Origin of the sequence: Wolbachia endosymbiont (group A) of Beris morrisii, assembly GCF_964028185.1 — a bacterium.
Lineage (GTDB): Bacteria > Pseudomonadota > Alphaproteobacteria > Rickettsiales > Anaplasmataceae > Wolbachia.
Map to the genome: position 1 here is coordinate 1449008 of NZ_OZ034760.1, position 24519 is coordinate 1473526.

The 24519-nt window shown below is 35.4% G+C and carries 22 protein-coding genes; 12 read left to right on the forward strand and 10 right to left on the reverse strand.

All coding sequences use genetic code 11. The features are described from left to right. The first annotated feature begins 175 nt into the window (after positions 1-175). The 3 genes from htpG to hemA all read left to right on the forward strand — a co-directional run bounded on the left by htpG (position 176) and on the right by hemA (position 6146). The gene (gene htpG / locus ABWU69_RS07735) at positions 176-2080 is read left to right on the forward strand and encodes a molecular chaperone HtpG (RefSeq protein WP_265034719.1); all 1905 of its coding nucleotides are present in this window, start codon (positions 176-178) and stop codon (positions 2078-2080) included. A 38-nt stretch (positions 2081-2118) separates the two neighbouring features. Continuing rightward, positions 2119-4875, forward strand: coding sequence for a hypothetical protein (locus ABWU69_RS07740; RefSeq protein ID WP_353285150.1), 2757 nt, complete (start codon positions 2119-2121; stop codon positions 4873-4875). 68 nt (positions 4876-4943) lie between these two features. Further along, entirely contained in the window at positions 4944-6146 is a 1203-nt protein-coding gene (hemA, locus tag ABWU69_RS07745; protein ID WP_265034721.1) for a 5-aminolevulinate synthase, read from the forward strand. Here the strand turns inward: hemA and ABWU69_RS07750 are convergent. The 4 genes from ABWU69_RS07750 to ABWU69_RS07765 form a co-directional block, all read right to left on the reverse strand. Continuing rightward, positions 6138-6836 carry an inositol monophosphatase family protein gene (locus ABWU69_RS07750; protein ID WP_265034722.1) on the reverse strand — a complete coding sequence of 233 codons (699 nt, stop codon included), beginning with the start codon at positions 6834-6836 and terminating at the stop codon, positions 6138-6140. The genes hemA and ABWU69_RS07750 overlap by 9 nt on opposite strands. Beyond that, on the reverse strand, positions 6837-7403 hold the full coding sequence (gene efp, locus ABWU69_RS07755) for an elongation factor P (RefSeq protein WP_265026164.1): 567 nt from the start codon (positions 7401-7403) through the stop codon (positions 6837-6839). A gap of 62 nt (positions 7404-7465) precedes the next feature. Beyond that, a complete protein-coding gene (gene rimM / locus ABWU69_RS07760) occupies positions 7466-7972 on the reverse strand; it encodes a ribosome maturation factor RimM (RefSeq protein WP_353285151.1) in 507 nt (168 codons plus the stop codon). 15 nt (positions 7973-7987) lie between these two features. Then, on the reverse strand, positions 7988-9163 hold the full coding sequence (locus ABWU69_RS07765) for an aspartate aminotransferase family protein (protein WP_265034724.1): 1176 nt from the start codon (positions 9161-9163) through the stop codon (positions 7988-7990). 65 nt (positions 9164-9228) lie between these two features. On the opposite strand from ABWU69_RS07765, the gene ABWU69_RS07770 reads away from it, so the two are divergent. The 5 genes from ABWU69_RS07770 (at position 9229) to ABWU69_RS07790 (ending at position 13189) form a co-directional block, all read left to right on the forward strand. Next, a complete protein-coding gene (locus ABWU69_RS07770; RefSeq protein WP_353285445.1) occupies positions 9229-10656 on the forward strand; it encodes a sensor histidine kinase in 1428 nt (475 codons plus the stop codon). Between the two features lie 174 nt (positions 10657-10830). Continuing rightward, complete coding sequence (bcp, locus tag ABWU69_RS07775) at positions 10831-11298, forward strand: thioredoxin-dependent thiol peroxidase (RefSeq protein WP_265035707.1); 468 nt, start codon at positions 10831-10833, stop codon at positions 11296-11298. A gap of 16 nt (positions 11299-11314) precedes the next feature. Continuing rightward, positions 11315-12394, forward strand: a complete 1080-nt coding sequence (recF, locus tag ABWU69_RS07780) for a DNA replication/repair protein RecF (RefSeq protein ID WP_265034725.1) — start codon at positions 11315-11317, stop codon at positions 12392-12394. 453 nt (positions 12395-12847) lie between these two features. After that, positions 12848-13012, forward strand: coding sequence for a hypothetical protein (locus ABWU69_RS08095; protein ID WP_410541701.1), 165 nt, complete (start codon positions 12848-12850; stop codon positions 13010-13012). 36 nt (positions 13013-13048) lie between these two features. Next, positions 13049-13189, forward strand: coding sequence for a hypothetical protein (locus ABWU69_RS07790; protein WP_265034727.1), 141 nt, complete (start codon positions 13049-13051; stop codon positions 13187-13189). Between the two features lie 107 nt (positions 13190-13296). Here the strand turns inward: ABWU69_RS07790 and ABWU69_RS07795 are convergent, their stop codons facing one another. Then, positions 13297-13635, reverse strand: a complete 339-nt coding sequence (locus ABWU69_RS07795; protein WP_353285152.1) for a TrbC/VirB2 family protein — start codon at positions 13633-13635, stop codon at positions 13297-13299. A 135-nt stretch (positions 13636-13770) separates the two neighbouring features. Between ABWU69_RS07795 and ABWU69_RS07800 the strand changes: the two genes are divergently transcribed. Both ABWU69_RS07800 and ABWU69_RS07805 read left to right on the forward strand, forming a co-directional pair. Then, positions 13771-14586: a YihY/virulence factor BrkB family protein gene (locus tag ABWU69_RS07800; RefSeq protein ID WP_265034729.1), complete on the forward strand. Its 816-nt coding sequence runs from the start codon at positions 13771-13773 to the stop codon at positions 14584-14586. After that, positions 14573-15328, forward strand: coding sequence for an SDR family oxidoreductase (locus tag ABWU69_RS07805; protein ID WP_265034730.1), 756 nt, complete (start codon positions 14573-14575; stop codon positions 15326-15328). Before ABWU69_RS07800 ends, ABWU69_RS07805 begins: the two co-directional genes overlap by 14 nt. Positions 15329-15460: 132 nt before the next feature. Here the strand turns inward: ABWU69_RS07805 and ABWU69_RS07810 are convergent, their stop codons facing one another. Continuing rightward, positions 15461-15643 (reverse strand): WPE palindromic element domain-containing protein, encoded by a 183-nt coding sequence (locus tag ABWU69_RS07810; protein WP_264705490.1) that lies wholly within the window; start codon positions 15641-15643, stop codon positions 15461-15463. 138 nt (positions 15644-15781) lie between these two features. On the opposite strand from ABWU69_RS07810, the gene carB reads away from it, so the two are divergent. Both carB and ABWU69_RS07820 read left to right on the forward strand, forming a co-directional pair. Continuing rightward, entirely contained in the window at positions 15782-19228 is a 3447-nt protein-coding gene (gene carB / locus ABWU69_RS07815; protein WP_265034731.1) for a carbamoyl-phosphate synthase large subunit, read from the forward strand. Positions 19229-19448: 220 nt separating this feature from the next. Beyond that, a complete protein-coding gene (locus tag ABWU69_RS07820) occupies positions 19449-20600 on the forward strand; it encodes a hypothetical protein (protein WP_353285153.1) in 1152 nt (383 codons plus the stop codon). Between the two features lie 9 nt (positions 20601-20609). Here ABWU69_RS07820 and ABWU69_RS07825 read toward each other — a convergent pair whose 3' ends face one another. The 4 genes from ABWU69_RS07825 to ABWU69_RS07840 all read right to left on the reverse strand — a co-directional run bounded on the left by ABWU69_RS07825 (position 20610) and on the right by ABWU69_RS07840 (position 24514). Further along, positions 20610-21425: an SDR family oxidoreductase gene (locus ABWU69_RS07825; RefSeq protein WP_353285154.1), complete on the reverse strand. Its 816-nt coding sequence runs from the start codon at positions 21423-21425 to the stop codon at positions 20610-20612. 5 nt (positions 21426-21430) lie between these two features. Next, entirely contained in the window at positions 21431-22075 is a 645-nt protein-coding gene (locus tag ABWU69_RS07830) for an alpha/beta hydrolase (protein ID WP_353285155.1), read from the reverse strand. Between the two features lie 286 nt (positions 22076-22361). Further along, positions 22362-22727 (reverse strand): hypothetical protein, encoded by a 366-nt coding sequence (locus ABWU69_RS07835; protein ID WP_353285156.1) that lies wholly within the window; start codon positions 22725-22727, stop codon positions 22362-22364. 119 nt (positions 22728-22846) lie between these two features. Further along, positions 22847-24514 (reverse strand): aminopeptidase P family protein, encoded by a 1668-nt coding sequence (locus ABWU69_RS07840; protein ID WP_353285157.1) that lies wholly within the window; start codon positions 24512-24514, stop codon positions 22847-22849. Positions 24515-24519: the final 5 nt, after the last annotated feature.

The following is a 24519-nucleotide window of genomic DNA, read 5'->3' on the forward strand; positions in this document are numbered from 1 at the left end:
GCTCACAGAAGCGAAAAAGCTGCTTGACACACTGCCAAAAGTTTGTTATGCAAGAGATCCCATAAATTGGGTGTCATAATAACTACACCCACATTAATTTTGATGTACGTGACCTTGAAAGATCGTAATTCAATACTTAAATTATTAGGATAGTAGGCTAATCATGGAGCTCAAAATGCATAACGTACAAGAAACTGAAAATTTAAAATTTGATGCTGAAGTAGGAAAAGTACTGAATATAGTGATTCATTCACTTTATACTAATAAGGACATTTTTCTGCGTGAGTTAATATCAAATGCATCGGATGCATGTGATAAGTTGCGTTATGAATCTCAACTAAATCCTAATTTGCTGGATTCTAGTGATGAATTAAAAATCACTATCAGCTCCAATAAAGATAAGAACGAGCTATATATCACTGATAATGGCATCGGAATGAACAGACAGGATTTAATAGATAATCTTGGTACAATTGCAAGCTCTGGTACGCAAAAGTTCTTGGATGCGATTAAGAATAGCAAGGATTCAAGCCAAACTGTGGAGCTGATTGGGAAGTTTGGTGTTGGTTTTTACTCAAGCTTTATGGTTGCATCAGAAGTAATAGTAGAATCGAGAAAAGCTGGAGAAGAGGAGTCTTGGATCTGGCAATCCAAAGGAGATGGAGAGTATTTGATAAGTAAACTAGATAATCAAATTTCTCGTGGAACTAAAATTACACTCATTATGCATCCTGAAGAAAACGAGTTTTTAGATAAATTTCGTATTGAAAATATTGTCACTACTTACTCTGATCACATAAACTTTCCTGTTGAATTCATAAATGAAGAAGGAAAAAGTGAAAAGTTAAACAGTAAGGCTGCAATTTGGACTAAGCTAAAAAATGATGTTACTCAAGAGGAGCACAACGATTTTTTCCGCAGTGTTGCTCACGTTGGCGGGGAGCCTTGGATGATATTGCATAATAAAAATGAAGGTGCAATAGAATATACGAATTTGCTTTATGTTCCTTCCATTAAACCTTTTGATTTATTCCATCCAGATAGACGTTGCTCTGTTAAGTTATATGTAAATAAAGTATTTATCACTGAAGATAATGTACAGATCATACCGCAGTATTTACGTTTCTTGAAAGGTATTGTTGATTCACCGGACTTGCCTCTTAATATCAGCAGAGAAACACTGCAGAACAATCGTGTTGTTGAGCAAATCAGGAAATCCCTCACTAAACGCGCGATATCAGAGCTTGGTAAAAAGGCAAAAGAGAATTTAGAAGAATACACAAAATTCTGGACCAATTTTGGTGCAGTTTTAAAGGAAGGTCTTTGCGAAGCTATGCCAACTGATGAGAGAGAGGCACTGCTCTCGATTTGCAGATTTCATAGCACTGGTGATGAGAAATTAGTCAGCATTGATGACTATATAAGCAGAATGAAGCCTGAGCAGGAGCATATCTATTATCTCACCGGAAACAGCTTGGATTCAGTGAAAAACAGTCCACAACTTGAGGGGTTTGTCAGCAAAGGACTAGAAGTGCTCCTATTTGTTGATCCAGTTGATGACTTTTGGACTAGTGTAATTCATGAATACAAAGATCAGAAAATCAAGTCTGTGACCCGCGCTGATGTTGATTTGGAAAAATTCTCTTCAGAAGAAGATAAGAAAGATCAAGAAAATAAATCGAATGAAGAAAAAACTGAGGAAAATGCAGATTCTATACTGCAATATTTCACCAAGGTTCTTGGCAATTCAGTGAAAAGCGTAAAAATTTCCAAAAAGCTAACCGGTAGTCCCGTATGCCTGGCGGTTGACGAAGGTGCTATGGATCTTCGCATGGAGCGTTTTTTACGCGAACAAAAGCAGCTAAATTACCGCACGCCAAAGGTGCTGGAAATTAACACTAAACATCCTGTAATAAAAAGCATAATGAAATCTCACGCTGAAAGTGGTGAAACCCCAACATTGGAGGACATGGTTCACTTATTGTTTTACCAAGCTTGCATCGTGGAAGGCGAAGAGATGGATGACGCGAGCAGCTTTGCTAAGAGACTGAATAATTTGCTTGGCAAGATTTCTGTTTAATGCTATACTTAGCTTAGCTGCTAGTTAGGAGGTAAAACATGTTTGGTTCCAATTTTAGAGACTTTGTATCACAAGATACAACTTCACAGGGCCAATCAAATTCTGAAAGATTAATCAAAAGTTGGCATGGTTTTGAAAAACCAGATTCTGAAGATTCAGGTATTGAAGAAGAGTTTGAAGTTCTAGATAGCGAAAGTCAAGAGATACCAGCTAATCCATGTGATACACTCCCTGAAGATCTGAGTCTAGAGAATGAAATACTTGCAAACTTTCCTGATGGTTGTGATAGGTCGCTTACCGTAGAATCAAAAGATGAAGATTTATATGATATCATCTCTGAAAATTTAACTTTTGCTGAGATTATAAATATCTTAAATCAAGCTATACAAGAAGATAATTGTGAAGAATTAGACAAGGTTGTACAAAATATTGAAAATTATGAAGGCAGGTCTATTACGCTGGATAATGAAAATCTCAAAGATTTCTGTTCAAATCAACTTAATTTGGAGTTACAAAACAGAAGCAACCATCAACATATATATTCAAATGTACTATCACAGTATAAATTTGACCAAGTAGAGTTCAAGTATGATTATTCAGTAAAAGAATTGGTACTATTGGCAATTGCAGCTAATGACAAGCTAGTAGAGCAATATCAGGATTTTCTTTTTGCTGAAGAAAATTTAAGTCTTTTACCTCTCCTTGTTGGTGGTCAAAAATATATTGAAGCTTTTATAGAAAAATTCCATGGTACCGATGGAGTTTATGGAAGATTAAAAGGTCAAGCTATACAACTTGTCGAACCTGATAAGATTGACTTCTTCTCAGCTACAGCATTAAGAAAGGAACAAAATTTATTAGACACAGTTTTTGTTGAATGCGTCTTAAGAGATCTTGAACAAGTATTAAAAACAAGTAATCCTGATCCTTTGTATGGTGTGCTTGAAACAGCGTCTCTGGTCAAAAATGAAGAATTCATCACGATAGTGCTGGATGCATTTGAAAGATATATTAATGAGCCAACTAAAAAAGCCTCAACAGAAGAGTTATTAAAAAAGAGCTTTGCTACCTTGTTAGAAACTGCGATAAGTCAAGAACACATATCTGTCATTGAATACTTGTGCAAACGATACACTAATAGTACAGGTCATGCCATTTACGATGTATATGAACAAGCATTTGCAGATGATAAAGTTATTACAATACTAAGGCAACAAATCCTGAAAAACATAGGAGCTCGTGGCAGAAAAGAAATTTATGATTTAATTCTGAAAACTGCATTGGATGCTGGCAATATTGCATTTATTGAGCACCTATGCAAAGAATGTGCTGAGTGCAGCAATGATGTTATTAATTATCTTGATCATAAATCTAAAAATAACGAATTTGATGAAATATATGAATCAATTCTAGTTGCATTGTCTAATACTGGAAGTCAAGACATTATAATCAGTGTTCTAGCTCATGTTCAAATTTATCAAAGCATACTCAATAATAAACAGCAAGTAGTCAGGCAAACCATACAAAATATACTGAGCAATGCGATAAAAGAAGCTAGTTATGGAGTTGTTGTACCCTTATGTCAGCATGTTGACCTAAAATTCGCAGCTCTTCAGGCAATATGCAAGGAAGAATTTGAGAAAGCTTTACCAGTAGTTGCAGAACAGCTTGAAAAAATAAGTATGGAGCTTTCTCCAAGTATGACTCGTAATGAGTATCAAAAAAATAGGGATACTTTGAATAATCTATATCTAATTAGAAGTTTGTTAGAAAGTAGTAAATTAATCAATACTTCCAGTAAAGCAAATATACAGACACAAGCGAATACACAAGTTAATAAAAGAAGCAGTGATAATGCAGTATCACCTATTGTGAATGTAGAGGATACCTCAGCTATGATAGGCGAAACTGCAACCTCAAGCCAAGCAGTGGATGGAAAAAATAATAGTCAATTAAGTAGTCAAAAATCCAAAAGTACTGACAGTCAAAAGGTGGAAGAAAATGCTCTTGCACAAAAAGGAGAAAGCGATGTACTAAATAGCATGAGGGTTTCAATAACGGGGCCTATAAGTAATAATTTTGAGGAGGGTGAAATGGGTAAAAATAGTAACAAGCAACGCCAAGAGAGAATAAAACAATCTAAAAAAGAAAAAAAGAAAAATGAACAAAAAAAAGAAGAGCAATTTAGGGAAACATATATTGGTAACAATAATAGTTCACAGGTAACTACTGAAGAGGATGATAAGAACGATGCTACCGCACCATTAGTTGATATTGGTAAGAAAGAGCAAACTCCTGTTCAACCTGCTGAACATGTACCACAATATGGTCTTGGTAATACTTCAGTTCAACCTGATAACAGTGATACATCAGTAATTGTAGAAAAAGGACCTGTGTTAGGTGCAGCAAATGGTGAGGATAGTTCTGCACATGAAGGTAATGATAGACAAGATACACAATCGAAATCAAGTTCAGCAGAAGTACCTTTAGTAGGTAACAAAAAACTTGAACAAAATGGTATTCCAACCAACAGCAAACAGTCTACTAATCCAACCAATGGTTCACAAAATATAAAAAGTAGTAAGCTGCCTGTTATAGCTGCTTCTGCATTAGCAGTAGCTGGAGTTGTTTCAGGAATAGCTATTGCAGTTTACTTGGAAATGCTAGCTGCAGGAATAGCAGTTGGAGCTTGTTGTCTGGTTGCTGCTGCAGTTATATACTGCTGCACACCTAAAAGCTCAGTTGAAAACAGCAATGTTGAAACTGTTAAAACAGCTGAACTAACAGCACAATAAGGAATAAATATTGTAGTTTACCATTTAATAATTTATTATAATTATATTAATTATTAGCGAATGAAAACTTGGTAAACTACGAAGAAATATTCTTGAACAAAATCAAAGATATAAAAGATGAGGGGCGCTACCGTGAATTTACGAACTTTGCGTCATTGCCAGGTAGGCTCCCCCACATTATGGACTATGAAAGAAATAGGGAAGTAATAGTCTGGTGCAGTAATAACTATTTGGGAATGTCACAGAACGAGAAAGTTATTGCCGCTATTCAAAATTCATCTGTTGGCGCTGGAGGAACAAGAAATATATCTGGCACAACAAAAGAGGTTGTCGAACTGGAAAAATCCCTAGCTTGTTTACATAAAAAAGAGGCTGCTTTAACTTTTGCTTGTGGCTACCTCGCTAACCAGACAACACTTAGCACTTTATCGTCTGTTATTCCTGACGTAGTAATTTTCTCAGATGAGAAAAACCATTCTTCGATGATAGAAGGCATAAAATCAGGAAAAAGACCAAAACATATATTTAGACATAATGATGTTGATCACTTAGAGCAGTTGTTAAAGTCCGTAGACACAAAAACACCAAAGATAATAGCACTTGAATCCGTATATTCAATGGATGGCGATATAGCGCCGCTTGAAGCGATATGTGATCTTGCAGATCAACATAATGCAATCACCTATTTGGATGAGGTGCACGCAGTTGGCATGTATGGTTCACATGGTGGCGGAATTGCAGAAAGAGAAGGCCTGGTGGATAGAATAACCGTTATTCAAGGTACACTATCGAAGGCTTTTGGAGTGATGGGTGGGTATATAGCGTCTTCAAAGAGCTTGGTAGATGTAATAAGAAGTTCCGCTCCAGGATTTATTTTCACCACTGCTATGTCGCCTGTTTTAGCAGCGGCAGCAAAGGCAAGCGTTGAGCACCTAAAATCGAGCAACATTGAAAGGGAAAAGCAAAAGCAAGTCGTTGAAAAAGTAAAAAACTCACTGAGAAATGCAGGAATTAACTTCATTCCAACAGAAACTCATATAATTCCAATAATAATTGGCGACCCAGAGTTATCCAAAGGAGCATCAAAATTATTATTTGATGAGTATGGAATATACGTTCAACATATAAATTACCCGACAGTTCCAAGAGGAACTGAGCGTTTCCGTATTACCCCTACACCTTATCATACTGATGAAATGATAGAACATTTAACAGAATCTCTTGTAAAAGTTTTCGAAAAGTTGTCTATCTCTGTAGCCTGTTTATCCTAATTTAATATCGCCAGCAATAATTAATCCGTTGTCTTCCGTTAGCCTTCCACCGCTTTCTTGCAGAAAAAGCCTACCGAGCGAAGTTTTGTATTTGTTAATTCCAGAGTAAACTATTCCACTGTATCTTCCTGCAGCAAGATATGCAAAACCCAGAACTGTTGAACCGATGGAGCGTACATTACTATTGCCAGGCAGCAATTTATTTAACAAATTACCACTTACATCTATTAGACCCCCTTCACGGCTTTTCACTCGCATTTTTATATGACGAGATCTAAAATCCTCAAGAAAAGCACCTTTCTTTTCTTCTGCCCAAAAAGTTTCTCTAAGAGCCGGAGCATCAATTACAGCTGCTACAACTTTGTTTTTATGAATGAGGCAGACTGATACTGCAAAATAAACCATACAACTAGAAAAATTCTCCCTGCCCTCTATAGGCATAATAAACCAGGTATAAGTGTCATCTTTTACTTCTTGATCAGTATCATCTTCGGAAATAAACCCATAGTCTCGTTTGTAGTCGTGCAAGCAATCGTATATGGTTTGCTTGGATTTTGAATAAGTTTTATTGATAAAGTCCGCTGACTTAACACTGGAGATTTGCAATTCATTAAAATCGCGCATAAGCTGCTTGGAAGCACTGCGTACAGAATCAAGCATCACATTGATTCGTGGTGAGGAAATGGACATTTACTCTTTTACTCTTTCGTAATAGCTGTCATCAGTAGTGTGTACTATAATTTTATCCTCTTCTTTTATAAACTGAGGCACGTTAACACGCATTCCGTTTTCTAAAATTGCAGGCTTATAAGAAGCAGTAGCAGTTTGTCCTTTAATAACAGACTCTGTTTCTTTCACAGCAAGTGTAACATAATCAGGCACATGCGCAGAAATTATTTTGTCTTGATAAGTTACTACTTTAATTTTCATATTATCTTGCAAATAAATCTTTTTTTCTCCCAATAATTCTAAATTTATAGTGATTTGTTCGTAATTACTTGGATGCATAAGATTTACAATGTTTCCTTCAGTGAAAAGGTAAACATACTCCTCTTCATCTAAAATTGCCCTTCTGATTGTTGCATCAGAGCGAAATCTTTCATAGTGTTTTGCTCCGGTTTTGATGTTTTTCATTTCGGCTTGTATGTATGCACCACCTTTACCAGGTTGAGTATGCATAATACCTACAACCAAAAATAATCCGCCGTTATGTTCCAACACCTGACCTGGTCTGATATCGTTAGCTCTTTCTGCCATAATTACATTTTCAGTTTGATCTTACAATTATAAGTAGCTTTATATAAATATCAAAGTCTTTATTAGTCAATAAATTCTGGCATATTTAATACTATATACCTCCCCTTTATATTTATATGTGGAAATATCTCTTTAGTGAAAGATAGCATAATGCGTTTTTTTGTGCTGATAACTAAAATTTCTAATATATCCCCTGAGCCAAAATTATACACAGATTTTACATGGCCATATAATTCATTACTTTTCAGCCTTACTTCCATATCTACAAGGTCACTTTGGTAAAATTCATCCTCATCATTTAGCTCTGGTAACTTGCTTCTTTCTATATATAGCTTCTTATTCCTTAAAAGCTCTGCTTCATTACGGGAATTTACTCCGCTTATTGTAGCTATTACTAAATTATCACCTATGACGGATACTGAGTCTATTTCATAATTCTCATCACCACTTATTAGCTCACCATATAAGGAGATATTTTCGGGCTTTTCAGTAAAGGTTTTTACTTTAACAGCTCCTTTAATTCCGTGAGGAGAGGTAATAATTCCTAAGCATACCAGATTGTCGTTCATATTAATATGGATTATCTAACCAGAAGATTTCTCAGATAAATATTGTCTAAGAATCTCAATTCCTTCATCAATCCCTTTTTCAGCGATGATTAATGGAGGCAAAATTCTCACAACGTTATCTGATGTTACCCCAACAGTGAGTAAACCACGATGACTTAACTCTTCTGCAAACTTTTGATTGTCTGCTTTCACTTTTATTCCAAGCATTAGCCCCTCCCCTCTCACTTCTTCTATTATTGGAAATTTACTTGCTAAGTTTTCTAGTTTATTTTTTAGGTATTTACCTCTAATTTCAACATTTTTCAAAAAGCCGGGGCTGAGCAATTCTTCGAGCACAGCATTACCTACTGAGGTTGCAAGCGGATTGCCACCAAAAGTGGAACCGTGCATACCAACTGCCATGTATTTAGCAGCATTTTCAGTTGCAAGACAAGCCCCTAGCGGAAACCCCCCGCCTATTCCCTTTGCAAGAGCACATATATCAGGTTCCACTCCTATATGTTCGTATGCGAATAATTTTCCTGTCCTACCGGCACCGCATTGCACGCAATCAAAAAATAACAATATGTCATTTTCATCACACAGCTTTCTTAGTTCTTTCATAAAGACTTCATTCATTACTTTGATACCACCTTGCCCTTGTATTGGTTCTATTAATATAACGCCTATATCACTTGAAATTGCTTTCTTTACACTCTCAATATTGGGCTCGATATTATCACACCAATCAATACAGGGACTCAGTAATTCAGAAAATTTCTGTTTATCGTTTGCAGCACAAGTTAGGAAGGTTCTTCCATGAAATGCACCATGGAATGTTAAAATTCTGTGACGGTTTTTATTGCCTTTTCCGTTTTGATAGACCCTAGCAATCTTAAGCCCACATTCTACTGCCTCTGATCCAGAATTTGAGAAAAATACAGTGTCAGCGAAACTGTTGTTTATTAATTTTTCTGCAAAATTATTGGCGGCAGGTATATTATAGGTATTTGATATATGCCATAATTTTTCTCCTTGCAATTTAAGAGCACTAATTAATCGCGAATTAGTGTGACCTAAGCTACTAACGGCTATTCCGGAGTGAAAATCTACGTAGCGCTCACCATCAACATCATATAGGTAGATACCTTTGCCATGAGAAAAATTTATATTAACAGGAGAATAAACTGGCAAGATAGGAGAAATTGTCATAAAATATTATATGCTAAATTTTATTATTAATAACATAAAAACCGTTGTTTCACAATAAGAAGGATATGTATAAGCTAGGTAAATTAATGTTTTCTGCACTGGAGAAAAACAAATACACAAAAGTTATTGTATTACTCTCATCGATCTTTATGATTTTATTCAGTGTGATATATTGTAATTATTTACTAAGGAGTAATTTCCTTTCTTCTTACCGTGATTCAAGTGTAAACTTAAAAAGTGTACTGGAAAATGGTATCATAAAAAAATACCATTATTTACTAATAGAAAAGCATCACATTAAATACAAAAGTTTTGATTACATAAACCAACTGGTAAAGCTGCGTGCTGAATTATTACAATCAGTGAGCAAAGTAAAGGATTTCAGCTTAATACTGTATGATCAAAACGGCAGAATAATATTCAGTAATTTTAACACTCAAGATTATGATTATGAACAGTTACTTACAAACGATGAAATTGATAAACTATTAAGTAACCAAGAAATATTTTATACTACAGGAAATACATTAACTTCTATTTTCCCTATATTCCATGAAAATAGCGTTAAACCGTCGTTTTTTTTGAAGATTCTTCGAAACTACAATAATTCTTATATTATAGCATATGGCCTATTTTTAACATTTTTAGGCTTATTATTAATAATTTTAATATTAATAATGTTCTATTTGCACTTTTCTAATACCCAAATGCTAGCCAAGCAACATAAAACTAACATTGAATTACAGAAGATAAAAGAGACATTAGAGCAAGAAAATGCAAACAAGCTAAAGTTTTTTGCAAGCGTTACACATGAATTACGCACACCTCTTAATGCTATTATTGGATTTGCGGAGTTGATCAAAAATAAAACTTTAGGTTCAATGGATAATTCTCAATACAAGGAGTATGCAGACGATATATATAATGCAGGAACACACTTACTTACCTTAATTAATGATGTGTTAGATTTTTCAAAAGCTGAATCAAGTAGTTTAACAGTAGAAAAAGTGAAGTTTAACCTGAACAAAATAATGGATTCATGCATAAATATGCTATTACCTAAATTAAGAGAAACTGAGATTAATTTAAAAAAAGAGATACCTAATAAGCAATTATTAGTTATTGCAGATCCTAAGAGAATGAAACAAGTTATAATAAATTTATTATCAAACTCAATCAAATTTACCCCAAAGGGTGGTTTAATAAGAATGGTGGTAAAAGAAAATATAGAAAAAAACTTATTAACTATTGAGTTTCATGACAATGGAATAGGAATAATGCAGCAGGATATATATAAAGTTATGTCTGTTTTTGGCCAAGCAAATTCGGGATATAGAAATGAAGGTACGGGCATCGGATTGCCGCTAAGCAAGAAATTAGTAGAGTTAATGGGTGGAACTTTCGACATTAAAAGTGAAGCAAAACTTGGTACTACGATAACATTGAACTTCTTTTATGAAGAGCAAACATGTGAAGATTCGATTGATTTTTAATAGGATCTATTGATATGGTCTTGAGAATCACACTTTATCAAAAGCGGCAAGCCGAGAAGGCAGTTATCAATAAGCCCCCTATCAAGAATCTTATCTGTGTTAGCTATATATAAAATTTGATACTCTGACTACAATATACTACTATAGATAGAAGTGTTATTAATGGAGCAAGGTATGGAGTTAGTAGTAGGAAATAATGCACCTGATTTTAGCTTACCAACAGATTCTGGTGAAAATTTATCACTGAGTGAATTTTTTGATAAAAAAAATGTAGTTCTCTATTTTTATCCTAAAGATGATACTCCGGGTTGTACGATGGAAGCAAAAGGCTTTAGAGATAAAATAGATGATTTTTCTTCCCTTGATACAGTGATAATTGGTGTATCAAAAGATAGCGTTAAGTGCCACGCTAACTTCAAAGCAAAATATTCTCTGCCGTTTTCTTTAGTTTCTGATGAGAATGCTGAAATGTTGGGAAAATATGGTGTTTGGGTAGAGAAAAGTATGTTTGGCAAAAAGTATATGGGAATAGAACGCACTACTTTTTTAATAGATAAAAAAGGTAAAGTAGTGAAGATCTGGAAAAATGTAAAAGTTAGTGGACATGTTGATGAGGTTCTGGAAGAAGTAAAGAGAATATAAACTAAAGAATAGGTTAATGGCTACCCATTGCTACATAAAAAAGCTGAAATTACATAATTTTCGTAGCCACTCAAACTTTGAACTGGATTCAGATGATAGCTCAGTTGTAATAACTGGCAAAAATGGTATTGGTAAAACTAATATACTTGAAGCAATCTCGTTGCTTGCTAAAAGCAATGGAATGAAAAAAGCAAAAGCCAGTGAGATACAAAATAGATTCAGTAATGAAGATTGGGCAGTGCACTATGATTTTTTTAATGGAACGGATTTTAATTCAATTGGTATCGCAAAGAGTTTTGATAAGAAACTAATACAAATTGATGGAAAAACGCAATCAAGTTATTCATCTCTGTATAAGATATCCAATGTAATATGGCTGATTCCACAAATGGACTATGTTCTTCTTAATTCTCCAAGTGACAGATTAAAATTTTTAGACCGTATAGTTTCACTGTTTGAAGAAAATTACACTTGCTGCTACATGAAATATAGAAAAGCTAAACATGAGCGAAGTAAACTGTTGAGAGAGAACACCTTGGACGAAAATTGGCTCTCTAGTCTTGAAAACATAATGGCTGTTAATGCAGTTAGTATTTTACGTATGCGATCGTCTGTTTTAAAAATATTACAAGACACAATTGATAACCATTCCAGTGAGCTTTTTCCGAAGGCAAGTTTGAAATTCAGCAGCCAACTAACTTTGAACGATACTGCAGAATATTTTCAGAATCGTCTAAAGGAAAACAGAGAAAAAGACTCATTGACTGGTAGAGTAACCTTTGGTGTGCATAACGATAATTTTCGGGTTTTTTGTCAAAAAAGAAACGTACCAATAAATCTGTGCTCCACTGGAGAACAAAAGTTATTACTGCTTTCTATTATTTTATCCAGTGTAAAAGCAAGGTGTATTCATTACAATAAGGCACCACTTCTTCTACTTGATGATATAATGTCTCATCTGGATAAACATTACAGAAAGGCGTTAATAGAGGAAGTGTTAAGTATTCAATGTCAAACTTGGATAACTGATGTAAATCAAGACAATTTCAATAGCTATCTTTATTCTTTCAAGTTTTTTAAATTATCAAATGAATAGTACCTCTTTCAAAGCTCATACAGGCAACTCCCAATTGTAAATTCCGGCAATTAAACCTCAAACCAGAACATTTCTGTTTTTTTTTACTTTAAATTAAATGCAAAACCTACTTGACAAATTCCGCCAGCGCCCTTATTATAGTATTAAGAGTATTTTTGACTCAAAACTTGTTTTTGATCTGCGCAGGTTCAATGACAAAATTCAGTAAAAAACTTAGGGTATTTTTTGGCGGATTACATAAAATTATAGCGGCTGCATGTCTTTTTTATTTTTTCTACATTCAGCCAAATCGCGCTTAAACTAAGCGTCAGCAAATTATTACAGCGCCAATTTAAAGTATTAGAGGGTCAAAACTCGCACTACGGGGTTTCTTTTGCCTTTTTTTTCATTTGGTAAATTTCTTAATATTTAGATTGGTTGTAATTTTAAGAGTCCTATAGAAATGTCATTCCAGTGCTCCTTTTTTTGTCATCCCAGTGCCCCTATGATGTCATTCCAGTGCTTGGCACTGGAATCCAGCCTTTATTATGCAGCCACTTAGTTGAAATTAAGTTTTCTGGATCCCAGTGTCTGGGCACTGGGATGACACCATTCTTTTTTCTGGATTCCAGTGTCTGAGCACTGCCCTTTTGGATAGAAATCAGTGTTAGCTACTTGGATGACACCCTGACAACCGTCATCCCGCTACGTGTTAGCGGGATCTATGCTAAGAGATACCGTGACGGTATGACGGTTCGCGGCGGCATGACGATAACCTTGTCATTCCAGCGCGTGACGTTGGAATTCAGACTTTAACTAATATGATTACAGAAAGAGAATTTATTAGGTAGTTATAGACACTGAAAGTGGTAAAACTTACCACTTTCAAGTAAAGAAAACTACGTTTACGCCTCCAATAATTTCTATGGATGATCCATTACTAAACCATCTTGACAAATCACACCTCCTGGTGTTATTTTTGAAACGACTACAGGAGCGCCAAAAAACACAGCAGTAAATGCACCGAGTGCAAAAAGCGCTGGCCACGGCATCCTGCCGAATATTGCAAGCAACGCTGCACCAATTATCACTATTGTGATCATTGGTCCACCTATGCCATGAGTATAGCCTATTATCTTGCATATCACTGATGATGTTGTATCATCTGTATCAACAAAAGTAGTAGTAGTACCGCTGCTGCCAGCATTTGCATCAAATGCAAAGGAGAGAATTAAAGCCACTAGTAGAAGAAAATTTTTCATTATGCCTCCGATAATTTCTGTTTCATATTTGATTATCTATCACTTTGATTAAATTTAAGTAAACGGTGAGGATTTTTTGCTTAAAAGTATCCTTTATTTCATTTAGAATACTTTTCTTGGTTCGTTTATATTACAGTGCTACAGAAATTTTACAGCATCGTTTATTGCCTTTATCGTGCTTTGATTGACACAATTCATAATGATGGAGTGGAGCATGCAGGGTATTTATCATTTTTAATTCTGTTATCAATATTCCCTTTTCTCATCGTTTTAATGGCTGTGGCGTCAACATTCGCAAATTTCTTAGACCAGTATAACATTGGCTGGGTATTTATCATTGATAACATGCCACAGGATATTTTGGCATCTTTGATGCCGCGTATCAGAGAGATAATATCAGGCCCGCCGCAAAGCTTACTAACTTTAGCAATTGTAGGTGCTGTTTGGACCGCCTCGTCAACAATTGAAGGGCTAAGAACAGTATTGAACAAAGCTTATAAAATTCCGGTTTCGCCGCCTTATATATGGAGAAGGGTACTCAGTATATTACAATTTTTAGTGATCACGCTTATTATAACTCTAACTATAGCGTTCTCTACATTAGTGCCAATGCTAATTGATTTTTCCTATCAGGGGCTAAGTTATACTAAATACCTGCTCATTGAATTTGTACTTTTCACAGTAGTCTCTTGGCTATATTTTATGTTGCCAAACATAAAACAAAATTTATCAGATGTCTTTCCTGGATCTTGTGTGGCTGTTATTCTTTGGACGATTTCCGCTTCAGCTTTCAAGCAATACTTAAAAGCTTCCTTTGATCAACTGAATTTGATATATGGAAGTTTAGGTGGTATGGTAGTGTCATTACTATTTTTTTATATGCTAAGTTTGATTTTTATATATGGAGCAAAATTTAATTTTCAGCTAAAATACTTCAATGAATCTCGCTAAGGAAAAAGAAATGGGTAAGTTAGAAGGTAAAGTAGCTTTAATTACCGGGGCTTCAGGTGAAATAGGCTCTGCTGTTGCAAAAAGGTTTGTAAGAGAAGGTGCATGTGTGATTCTGATTTCAAGATCTCTTGATAATCTCAAGCCACTATATAATGAAATTGAAGAGCTTGAAGAATTTAAAGAAGGCTCTGTGAAACTAATTCAGCTTGATCTTTTAGACTTTGAGAATGTAAAGATACTGACAAACATGATAGAAAGCCTGAAATTATCAGAATCTGGAGCGCTTGATATATTAGTTGCGTGTACTGGAATTTCAGGCAAACTGAACCCTATTCACGACTGTGAGATTGAAGAGCTACAGAACGTAATGAATACAAATTTTACTGCCAATTGGTACTTACTAAAAAACTTAGATCCAATGCTAAAAAAGTCTAATGCTGGAAGAGTGATATTCATGACCTCAGAGGTGACACTTTCTCCTTCTTCTTATCCATATTGGATGCCGTATGCTGCGAGTAAAGTTGCACTAGAAATAATGGTGCAGATATATGCATCTGAGACAAAACATACAAAATTATGTGTAAATGCTGTATACACGGAAGGACCTGTGGGTAGTGAGCAGGCATTTCCTGGATCTGAATTGGTGTCACCTGATAAACTAACAGATAAATTTGTGGAATTAGCTTCTGAAGACTGCAGCACATCAGGAAAAATCTTACCGCTTAGCAAATCTCTCGAATAAATTACCATAGTATCTGCAAAGATACCGTTAAGCCCACAACTGTATGAACATTGTGATTTGAGAGTAATCTCCACTAGGAAGGATGTCATCCCAGTGCCTCTATGGTGTCATTCCAGTGCTTGACACTGGAATCTAGTCTTTATTATGCAGCCACTTATTTAAAGTTAAGTTTTCTGGATCCCAGTGTCTGGGCACTGGGATGACACCTCTGGGCACTGCCGTCATAAAGGAACCAGTGTCAGCTACTTGAATGACATCATTTGCTGTGCAATTTACCTTCAAAAATGAATGTTTGTACAGCTGTGTGTCAAGCACTGGAATCTGCCACGCAAATCACAATGTTCGTACAGTTATGCGTCAAGCCTAAAAGTAGTTAGCTAATAGGTTTAATAAAAATTCACATTTATAGGAAAGATTGGTAACATTATTTGAATAAAAATCGTTATTGTAATTATGCCAAAACGCACGGATATAGAATCTATATTAGTAATAGGAGCAGGCCCAATAGTTATAGGTCAGGCATGCGAGTTTGATTATTCTGGAACGCAAAGCTGTAAAGTATTAAAAAGTGAAGGTTATAAAGTCATTTTGGTTAACTCCAATCCTGCAACTATAATGACGGATCCTGAGTTTTCTGATGCGACGTATATTGAGCCGGTACTGCCTGAAATCATAGAGAAAATCATAATTAAGGAGAGGCCAGATGCAATATTGCCAACAATGGGCGGGCAAACAGCACTCAATTGCGCAATAAAACTTGCAGATGATGGAGTGTTAGACAAATACAACGTAGAATTAATAGGAGTAAATAGAGAAGCAATAAAAAAAGCAGAAGATAGGGAATTATTTCGCCAATCCATGGATAAAATAGGGCTAAAATACCCCAAAAGTGTCATTATAAAAAATCAAGAACAAATAAAAAAGGCTTTGGATTACATTGGATTACCAGCAATCATCCGTTCATCATTCACTCTTGGCGGTGCAGGTAGCGGCATAGCATATAATAAAGAGGAGTTTTTCAATATCGTAGAAAGTGCTCTCAAAATTTCGCCAATAAATGAAGTTCAGATAGATGAATCAATTATCGGCTGGAAAGAATATGAAATGGAAGTTATCCGTGACTGCAAGGATAACTGTATAATAGTGTGTTCAATAGAAAATGTTGATCCAATGGGGGTGCACACTGGGGATAGTATCACGGTTGCTCCTGCTTTGACTCTACGTGACGCAGAATACCAACAGATGAGAAATGCATCTATAGCAGTGCTGAGAGAAATTGATGTTAGTGCCGGTGGTGCAAATGTGCAGTTTGCAGTGAATCCTAAAGAAGATGGAAGCCTCGTTGTAATTGAAATGAATCCAAGGGTTTCTCGCTCTTCTGCACTTGCCTCAAAAGCAACAGGCTATCCTATTGCAAAAGTTGTAACTAAACTTGCTATTGGCTATTCGCTCGATGAAATACGTAACGACTGCGCTCCAATAATACCAGCAGCATTCGAACCAGTGATTGATTATATCGTCACTAAAATTCCTCGATTTGAGTTTGAAAAATTTAAGGGGACGAATTGTGAATTATCAACTTCCATGAAATCAGTGGGAGAAGTAATGTCAATCGGCCGCACTTTTAATGAGTCACTACAGAAAGCTTTCCGTTCACTTGAAACTGATCTTACAGGACTTGATGAAGTATTTCCTGAGAACATTGATATTAAATCTCAATTAGCAAAATTGCTGCCAAACAGATTACTGATTGCTGCTGACGCAATGCGTCACGGAATTAGCATAGAAGAAATAAATTCGATTACAGGATATGACTTATGGTTTTTGCAGAATATACAGCAAATTATATTAGCTGAACAAAAAATCAAGGAAAATGGCCTTCCTGGAACTGCATATGAAATATTAGAACTAAAAAAGATGGGATTCTCGGATGCAAGGTTGGCAAAGTTAAGTAATAGACCTACCTCTGTCATCCCAGTACCCTCTAATGTCATCCCAGTGCGTGACACTGGGATCCAGCCAGCGTTACACGCTGGAGATCGAGTAAAACAAATTGAGGAAATAAGAAAAAAATTCGGCATCAAACAAGTTTATAAACGCGTAGATACTTGCGCAGCTGAATTTGAATCGAGCACTGCTTATATGTATGGCTGCTATGAGGGTGATGTTGAAAATAAAACGGAATGTGAGGCGAATATTTCTGACCGAGAAAAGGTTGTCATTTTAGGAAGTGGTCCAAATCGCATTGGTCAAGGTATTGAGTTTGATTATGCATGTGTACATGCAGCTTCTGCCGCCAAAGAAATGGGGTATGAAACAATAATGATCAACTGTAATCCAGAAACTGTCTCAACTGACTACGATACCGCTGATCGTTTATATTTTGCACCACTCATTGCAGAGGATGTGCTTGAAATACTAAGTAAAGAGCAAGAAAATGGCACACTGGTTGGTGTGATAGTTCAAATAGGTGGTCAAACACCTTTAAAGTTAGCCAAAGTGCTTAACGAGAGAGGTTTCAAAATTTTGGGAACTTCGTTTGATTCTATTGACCTTGCAGAAGATCGCATGAGGTTTAAAAATCTTGCTTTGCAACTTAATTTAAAACAACCTGAAAGTTCTATCTGCCATTCAGTAGAAGAAGCGTTAACCAATGCAGAAAAGGTGGGGTTTCCACTAGTAGTCAGGCCATCATATGTCCTCGGCGGTCAGTCTATGTCGATTAGACACGATACTCAGAGCTTTAAAGAGTATGTCTTGAATCAAACCAAAATTTTTGAACACGGATCGCTGCTTCTTGATAAATTTTTAGTCAATGCAGTTGAGGTTGACGTTGATGCTGTATGTGATGGGGAAAAAGTTTTCATTGCAGCGGTCATGGAGCACATTGAAGAAGCTGGTATCCACTCTGGCGATTCAACATGCTCAATACCGACAAATACATTGAGTGACGAAGTAATAAAAGAGATCGAGCTACAAACTGAGAGAATAGCATTAGCATTAAAAGTGAAAGGTCTGATAAACATTCAGTTTGCTGTTCAAGAGAATAGACCTCTTGCAGAACCTGTTTGTGATGAGAAATTTTTAGGAAAAGTGCAGATGAGCACCACAGAATACTCGAATGTATTTGAGGAGCGCAGACAAGCTTTGACGACAAAATTGCCTTCAGAAATCGAGTTATGCAAGAGGTCTAGTGATGTATACATACTTGAAGTGAATCTAAGGGCTAGTCGCACAGTTCCTTTTATTTCCAAGGTAATCAACATTCCTGTTGCAAAGCTTGCCACTCAGGTTATTTTGGGTAAAAAATTGAATCAGGAAAACAAGCCTTTCAATCATTTTGCAGTTAAAGCTGCTGTTTTTCCATTTACCCGCTTTGCAGGAGTTGATACTTTACTTGGTCCTGAAATGAAATCAACAGGAGAAGTGATGGGAATTGACTCATCTTTCGAAGCTGCACTTGCAAAAGTGCATATGGCTGCAGGATACAAGTTACCAACAGAAGGAACAGCTCTGGTTTCAGTAAAAGATGATGATAAAGAGTATATATTGCCAGTTGCACGAATGTTGAAAGAACTGAGTTTTGAAATATATGCCACCAAAGGCACAGCTTCGTATCTGAACAATAACGGCATTGCTGCAAAAGCTGTAAATAAAGTGAGAGAAGGCAGACCCCACATCGTTGATATGCTCAAAGATGGAAAAATAAATCTAGTGATCAATACCTCAAAAGGTGTAAAGTCAGTCTCAGACAGCAAAAATATTCGCAGAACTGCTATTTTGCAAAATATAGCTTACAGCACCACAGCTTCTGGAAGTAAAGCGTTAGTGCTTGCAATTCAATATGTAAAGAATAGCAAATTGGAAGTGAAATCATTACAGCAGATACAAAACATTTAAATATCAAAACTAAAATAATTCATTGCTCTATCTCAAAATCGTGGTAGAGTAATGTAAATTAAATTTCTTTACTGACTTGCCTATGTATTATAGTATTTGTATGGGTAATGGTTATATAACATGACTTATGAGATAAAAAAGCAACAAATAATAGATCAACAAATTTTTGAAAGTAATATAAAAGATCCGACGAAGTTCTCTCTTAATCAAGAGTATAACTTTGCCGATGATGATAATCAACAAAATGTTGAAAGTAAATTATTCTTATTTTTTGGAAGATGGCTCACTTTTAATGGATCTAGAAATACCATTAACTACAAGTGAAAGTAAGCTGATTGGTGAATTTTGTAAGGAGATGAAAAAGGTGGAAAAAGAAAAAAACAAAGGAAGAGCTTTAAGGCTTGTTCGAGACATAACAAATAAATATTTAGGGAAAGGGATAAGACTAAATTCATGTTATGGTGATCGTTATAGAACTGTAACAAATTTGATATTTGAAGAAATAATAGATGTTATTAAGAATGAAGGCCTATGCCCTAGCAGTAAAGCGCATGCATTTGGAGGTCAGGATGTTTCCTGTAACAATGAAGATCAAGATGATGACAACACGAATGAAGCACTGGAAGATGGTAATTTAGACATCATAAGAAACACCATTAGGGATTTATTGTTAAAAGGTGGGAAAGTAGAAAGAGGTCTTTTCGATGGTGGTGAGCTAGGACATGTAACTTCTGATTTTGATTATGTCAATGATCTCTTTGCGGAATGTAAGGAAATTGAAAACGATCTAAAAAATGTAGCATATGAAAGTATTGTAAACAAAAATAAGCAAACCCAAAAGGATGAATTAGAAGTAGAGATAGATAATGGATGTTTTTATATAGAATATCCACAAGATAGTATTGTTGAAGTTGCAAAAATCCTAAGCAATGAAAAGAATGAAGGTTTAAACTTAAGAGTTGGTATACTGCAAATTGGGAAAAGTATAGTAAGAGTTGAAAGCTACAACGGAAAAAGAAATTATCTGGATGTTTGTAAGCAAGGTGTAACATTATCTTTTGATAGTGAAGCAGGAAAAATCAGTATTCATCTAAATCCTAAGAAAAATAGTAATGAAATAGAAGTAAAGATTGATAAGGAGAGCGAAGCAAGGCTTAACGAGTTAGAAGATAAGGGGGAAAATTTAGGAGAAAGCTGTCTTTTAGGAAGAAAAAGTGTTTGGGAAGCTATACGAGATGGAAATTTTGAAAGAAATAGTATACCTAAAGAATCAACTAGCGTAATTGAACAGCCAAATGCTGCAACGAATACTCCACAATCTTCCCTAGAGAACATTCGTCTGAACGGACACAATCACAGAACTAAGCAATAGGCCTATCTATCATTCTAATGTGATTTCAGTTTTTTTTACGTGCAAACTCTTTAATCCCACCTTGTAGTTAGGATAAATTAGAGAGACATTAAGATCTTTTTTAATTTTAACATTACTTACTTTTTTTGATCCTAAATAAAAACTCTGTGCATAATCTGGTAAGGAAGAAACCTCAATTGGCTCTGGAGGGCTAACATTGAGAAGTTTGGTCGCATACATTACCACTTCAGATTGTGTAGTGGGTAAATCGTCTGCACAATTGTATATTTCACCAGGTTTTATGTTTTGCATGGAAGAAAATAGAATATTCGATATATCTTCAACGTGAATACGAGAAAAAAAATGCCCTTCCTTTTTCACATTTCTTGCTTTGCCAAGCTGCAAGTCAATTAACACGTTCCTACCAGGACCGTATATTCCAGCTAAACGAAAAATATGTACAGGCAGTTTGCTATTCAGCCACTTCTTTTCAGATTTAAGGCGTTTTTCTCCTCTGATTTCTATAGGTTGTGTTTCAGATTCCTCATTCACCCAATTACCAGAGTGATCACCATAGACGCTAGTTGCAGACAAATAACCAAACCATTTGATATTTTGCAGACAATCACCGTATCTCTCCACAACATCATCACCATCTGGAGGAATAGAAATTAAAACGTGCGTTGCGCTTTTAAGCAGATCTTGACTAACTTTCTCATAATTAAAGAGGATTACATTTTGTATATTTTTACTTCTTGATGTGCCACTGACTTTCCAACCTAAGTTCAGTAGTTTTTTCGATAAAAATTTAGCTACATATCCATAACCAAAGCAAAACAAGTGCATAGAAGTTAGTTGCTGAAATTTTTCTTGATAAACTCTATACCTAATTTTATTCCCTCTTCATTAATAATATGCCCTAATGCATGAATTGGGTGTCCTTCAACATTTACTCCATTTTCTTTCAGAGCTTTAACCGCTAAGTCGAGGGACGAAAAAGGTACCACGTCGTCAGCATCACCATGGATAACACATATGTTAGGTTTTGATTTGATCTCTGGTACAGTTTTTGAAGGTGAAAGAAACCTACCAGAGTATGCAACAACTGATGCACAGGATTGAGAGCGGGTGAGAGCTGTATGTATTGCAAGCATTGCTCCTTGAGAAAATCCAACTAAAGAAAGTTGCGTATCTTTTAAATTAAGCTCCTTTAATTTTGTATCAATGAAATGATTTACAATTGATGTAGCATTTTTTACTCCATTATATAGCGCTTCCTCACTACGATCTTCCAAGCTGAACCACTGATAACCATCACCTATTTCTCTTTCAAACGGAGCATTGGGTACTGCAAAATATGAACCCAGTAAAAACTTGCTCATAACTTTAGCAAGGTGAATGAAATTATCGCCACTTGAGCCCCAACCATGTAAAAAAACAATCAAATTTTTCTTATTTCCGCCTGCACAAATTTCTGGGCCTTTAAGTTTAATCATCTCTTTTCCTTTTGCATTTATATTTTTATCTAACACTAATTTTCAAATTTGTAAAAACCCATGTGCAATCGTGCTGATACCAAATCTCAGAAATAAGAAAACAAACTAGAAGGAATGCCTTATTATCTATAGCTACAGCCTTAAGCAATGTACCTTATTTATTTACGGAAATTGGTATAATAATGCCATGCAAGTAGTCACACTACTTGCATGACATCAATAATTGATCTCGACTTATCGCCCAACTAGAAAGTTGTACATAGAATGACAGAAATCCAGATGTTATTTATTTACTTTCGATCTTTTCTATCAATTTTTTAACTAAGCCTCTTAGCTTTTTACTGAACTCATCGAGCTCTTGAATCTGCAAGCTGCGCTCTTTCATTAGTTCCTTATAGTTACCTCTTATGTAGTCAATCATTTCCTTCATCTGAGCAATCATCTTGTTAACATCCATACTGCCCAAATCAGGTATCATGCCAGGCATAGCCCCTTCTAACATACCGCCAGCCATAAGCTGCTGAGACATTTGCATAAATGGTTTTAAAGTCTGATTAAGCAATTCAGGATCCTTGGCTAATTTTTCCATTTGCTCTTTGCAAGTATCCATATACTGCTTCATAAATTCATCTTCTTGTCCTTTGTCTATCATAATATGCCTACCTTAAAATACGTATTCTTTATTATATATCGTTTTTAAATTAAAAACAATACAAAATACCTATCACAATTGCATTAATACTTTTTAAACAATAAAAAATGCTCCTTTGCTTATAAAGGGTCACATACTTTCTTTAACCACTCCTTATCTTTAACGCTATTTTCTAAGTTTTCATAGACAAATTGATGGTAGCCATTTATCCATTCAATTTCATCTTTAGTAAGCATTTGCACATCTATTAGCCTTCTATCATATGGAATAGAGGTCAGTTGTTTAAAGTTTAAGAAACCTTTTTCATGTTTATCAACATACATCAGATTTTCAATTCTTATTCCATACTCTCCCGGAATGTAATAGCCAGGTTCGTTGGATAGTATCATGCCTGGTACTAATTTTACTTTATTACTTTTTGATATTGCTTGTGGTCCTTCGTGCACTGATAAATAGCTTCCTACTCCATGCCCTGTACCATGCATATAGTCCATTCCAAATTTCCATAAATGCGTACGTGCCAATATATCCAATTCTCCACCAGTAGCGCCAGAAGGAAAGATGACACTTGCTACAGCAATGTGAGCTTTCAACACTATTGTATAGTGGGTTATTTGCTCATTGGTCGGATTACCAACTACTATAGTTCTTGTCACATCGGTTGTGCCATTAAGGTATTGGCCACCAGAGTCAATCAAATATAGTCCATTTTTCTGAATTACCTTATTCGTCTTACTGCTTGCACGATAGTGAATTATTGCTCCATTCTCATTAAATGCTGAAATTGTTGGAAAACTTAGTTGCTTAAACAAATTCTGCTCTTTTCTGTATTCTAAGAGTTTCTCTTCAGCTTCAAGCTCTGTACCAACATTACTTTCAAGCCAATATAGAAAATTTGTAACTGCCACTCCATCTCTGATGTGTGCATTTATAGCCCCAGCTATTTCAGTTTGGTTTTTTACTGCTTTATAAATTAGACAAGGATCCTCTCTTTCAATTACCTGCTTATCTTTTATTACAGCCATGATACTCATTGGAGTTGTGCTTGGATCTATAACTATTGAATTTAGCTTACACAGCGAACTTTCTAGCTCACTAATATCAAAAATATTTACATGGTTATCTAAATTTGCTTCTATAGTCGAATGTTTTTTATCTTGAATAAACAAATCAACATTACCGCTTTTATACAATATAGCACGGCCCAATATACATGGAGTATATTTAGCATTTTCATTTCTTAAATTTAATAACCATGAAATTGAATTTGGATCGGTTAAAAGCACTGCTTCAGCTTCTTTATCTATGCTTTTAGCGACTTTTTCACATTTATTCTTGCTACTTTCACCAGCATATTTAATAGAATGTAAAACCACTGCTTGTTTTCGATAGTCACTTTTTTTTCCAGCTAAACAGGGTATTAATTTACAGATATTCTCATACTTTCTTATATCTTCTATGGTAAAATATTGCAAATAATAACCTAGTGAGGCAGTCGATGTTAAGTTTGCTTTTATCCATTCGCGTGGATCCTCTTCTTGTATATTATATACTTGAAAATTGCCCCGATCGAGCTGATTGTGAGCTTGTGTGATATAGCGTCCATCTGTAAAAAATTGGCACTTGTTGTTTTTTGTGACAATAAGCAGCCCATTTGTTCCTGTGAAGCCACATAACTTAGTTAGCTCCTCTGAATACTCATTTAAATATTCATCTTTAGTATGCAACATAAATGCGTCAACGTTTATTTCGTGCATAAAAGAACGAAATTCTTCGATTTTTGACATGGAAT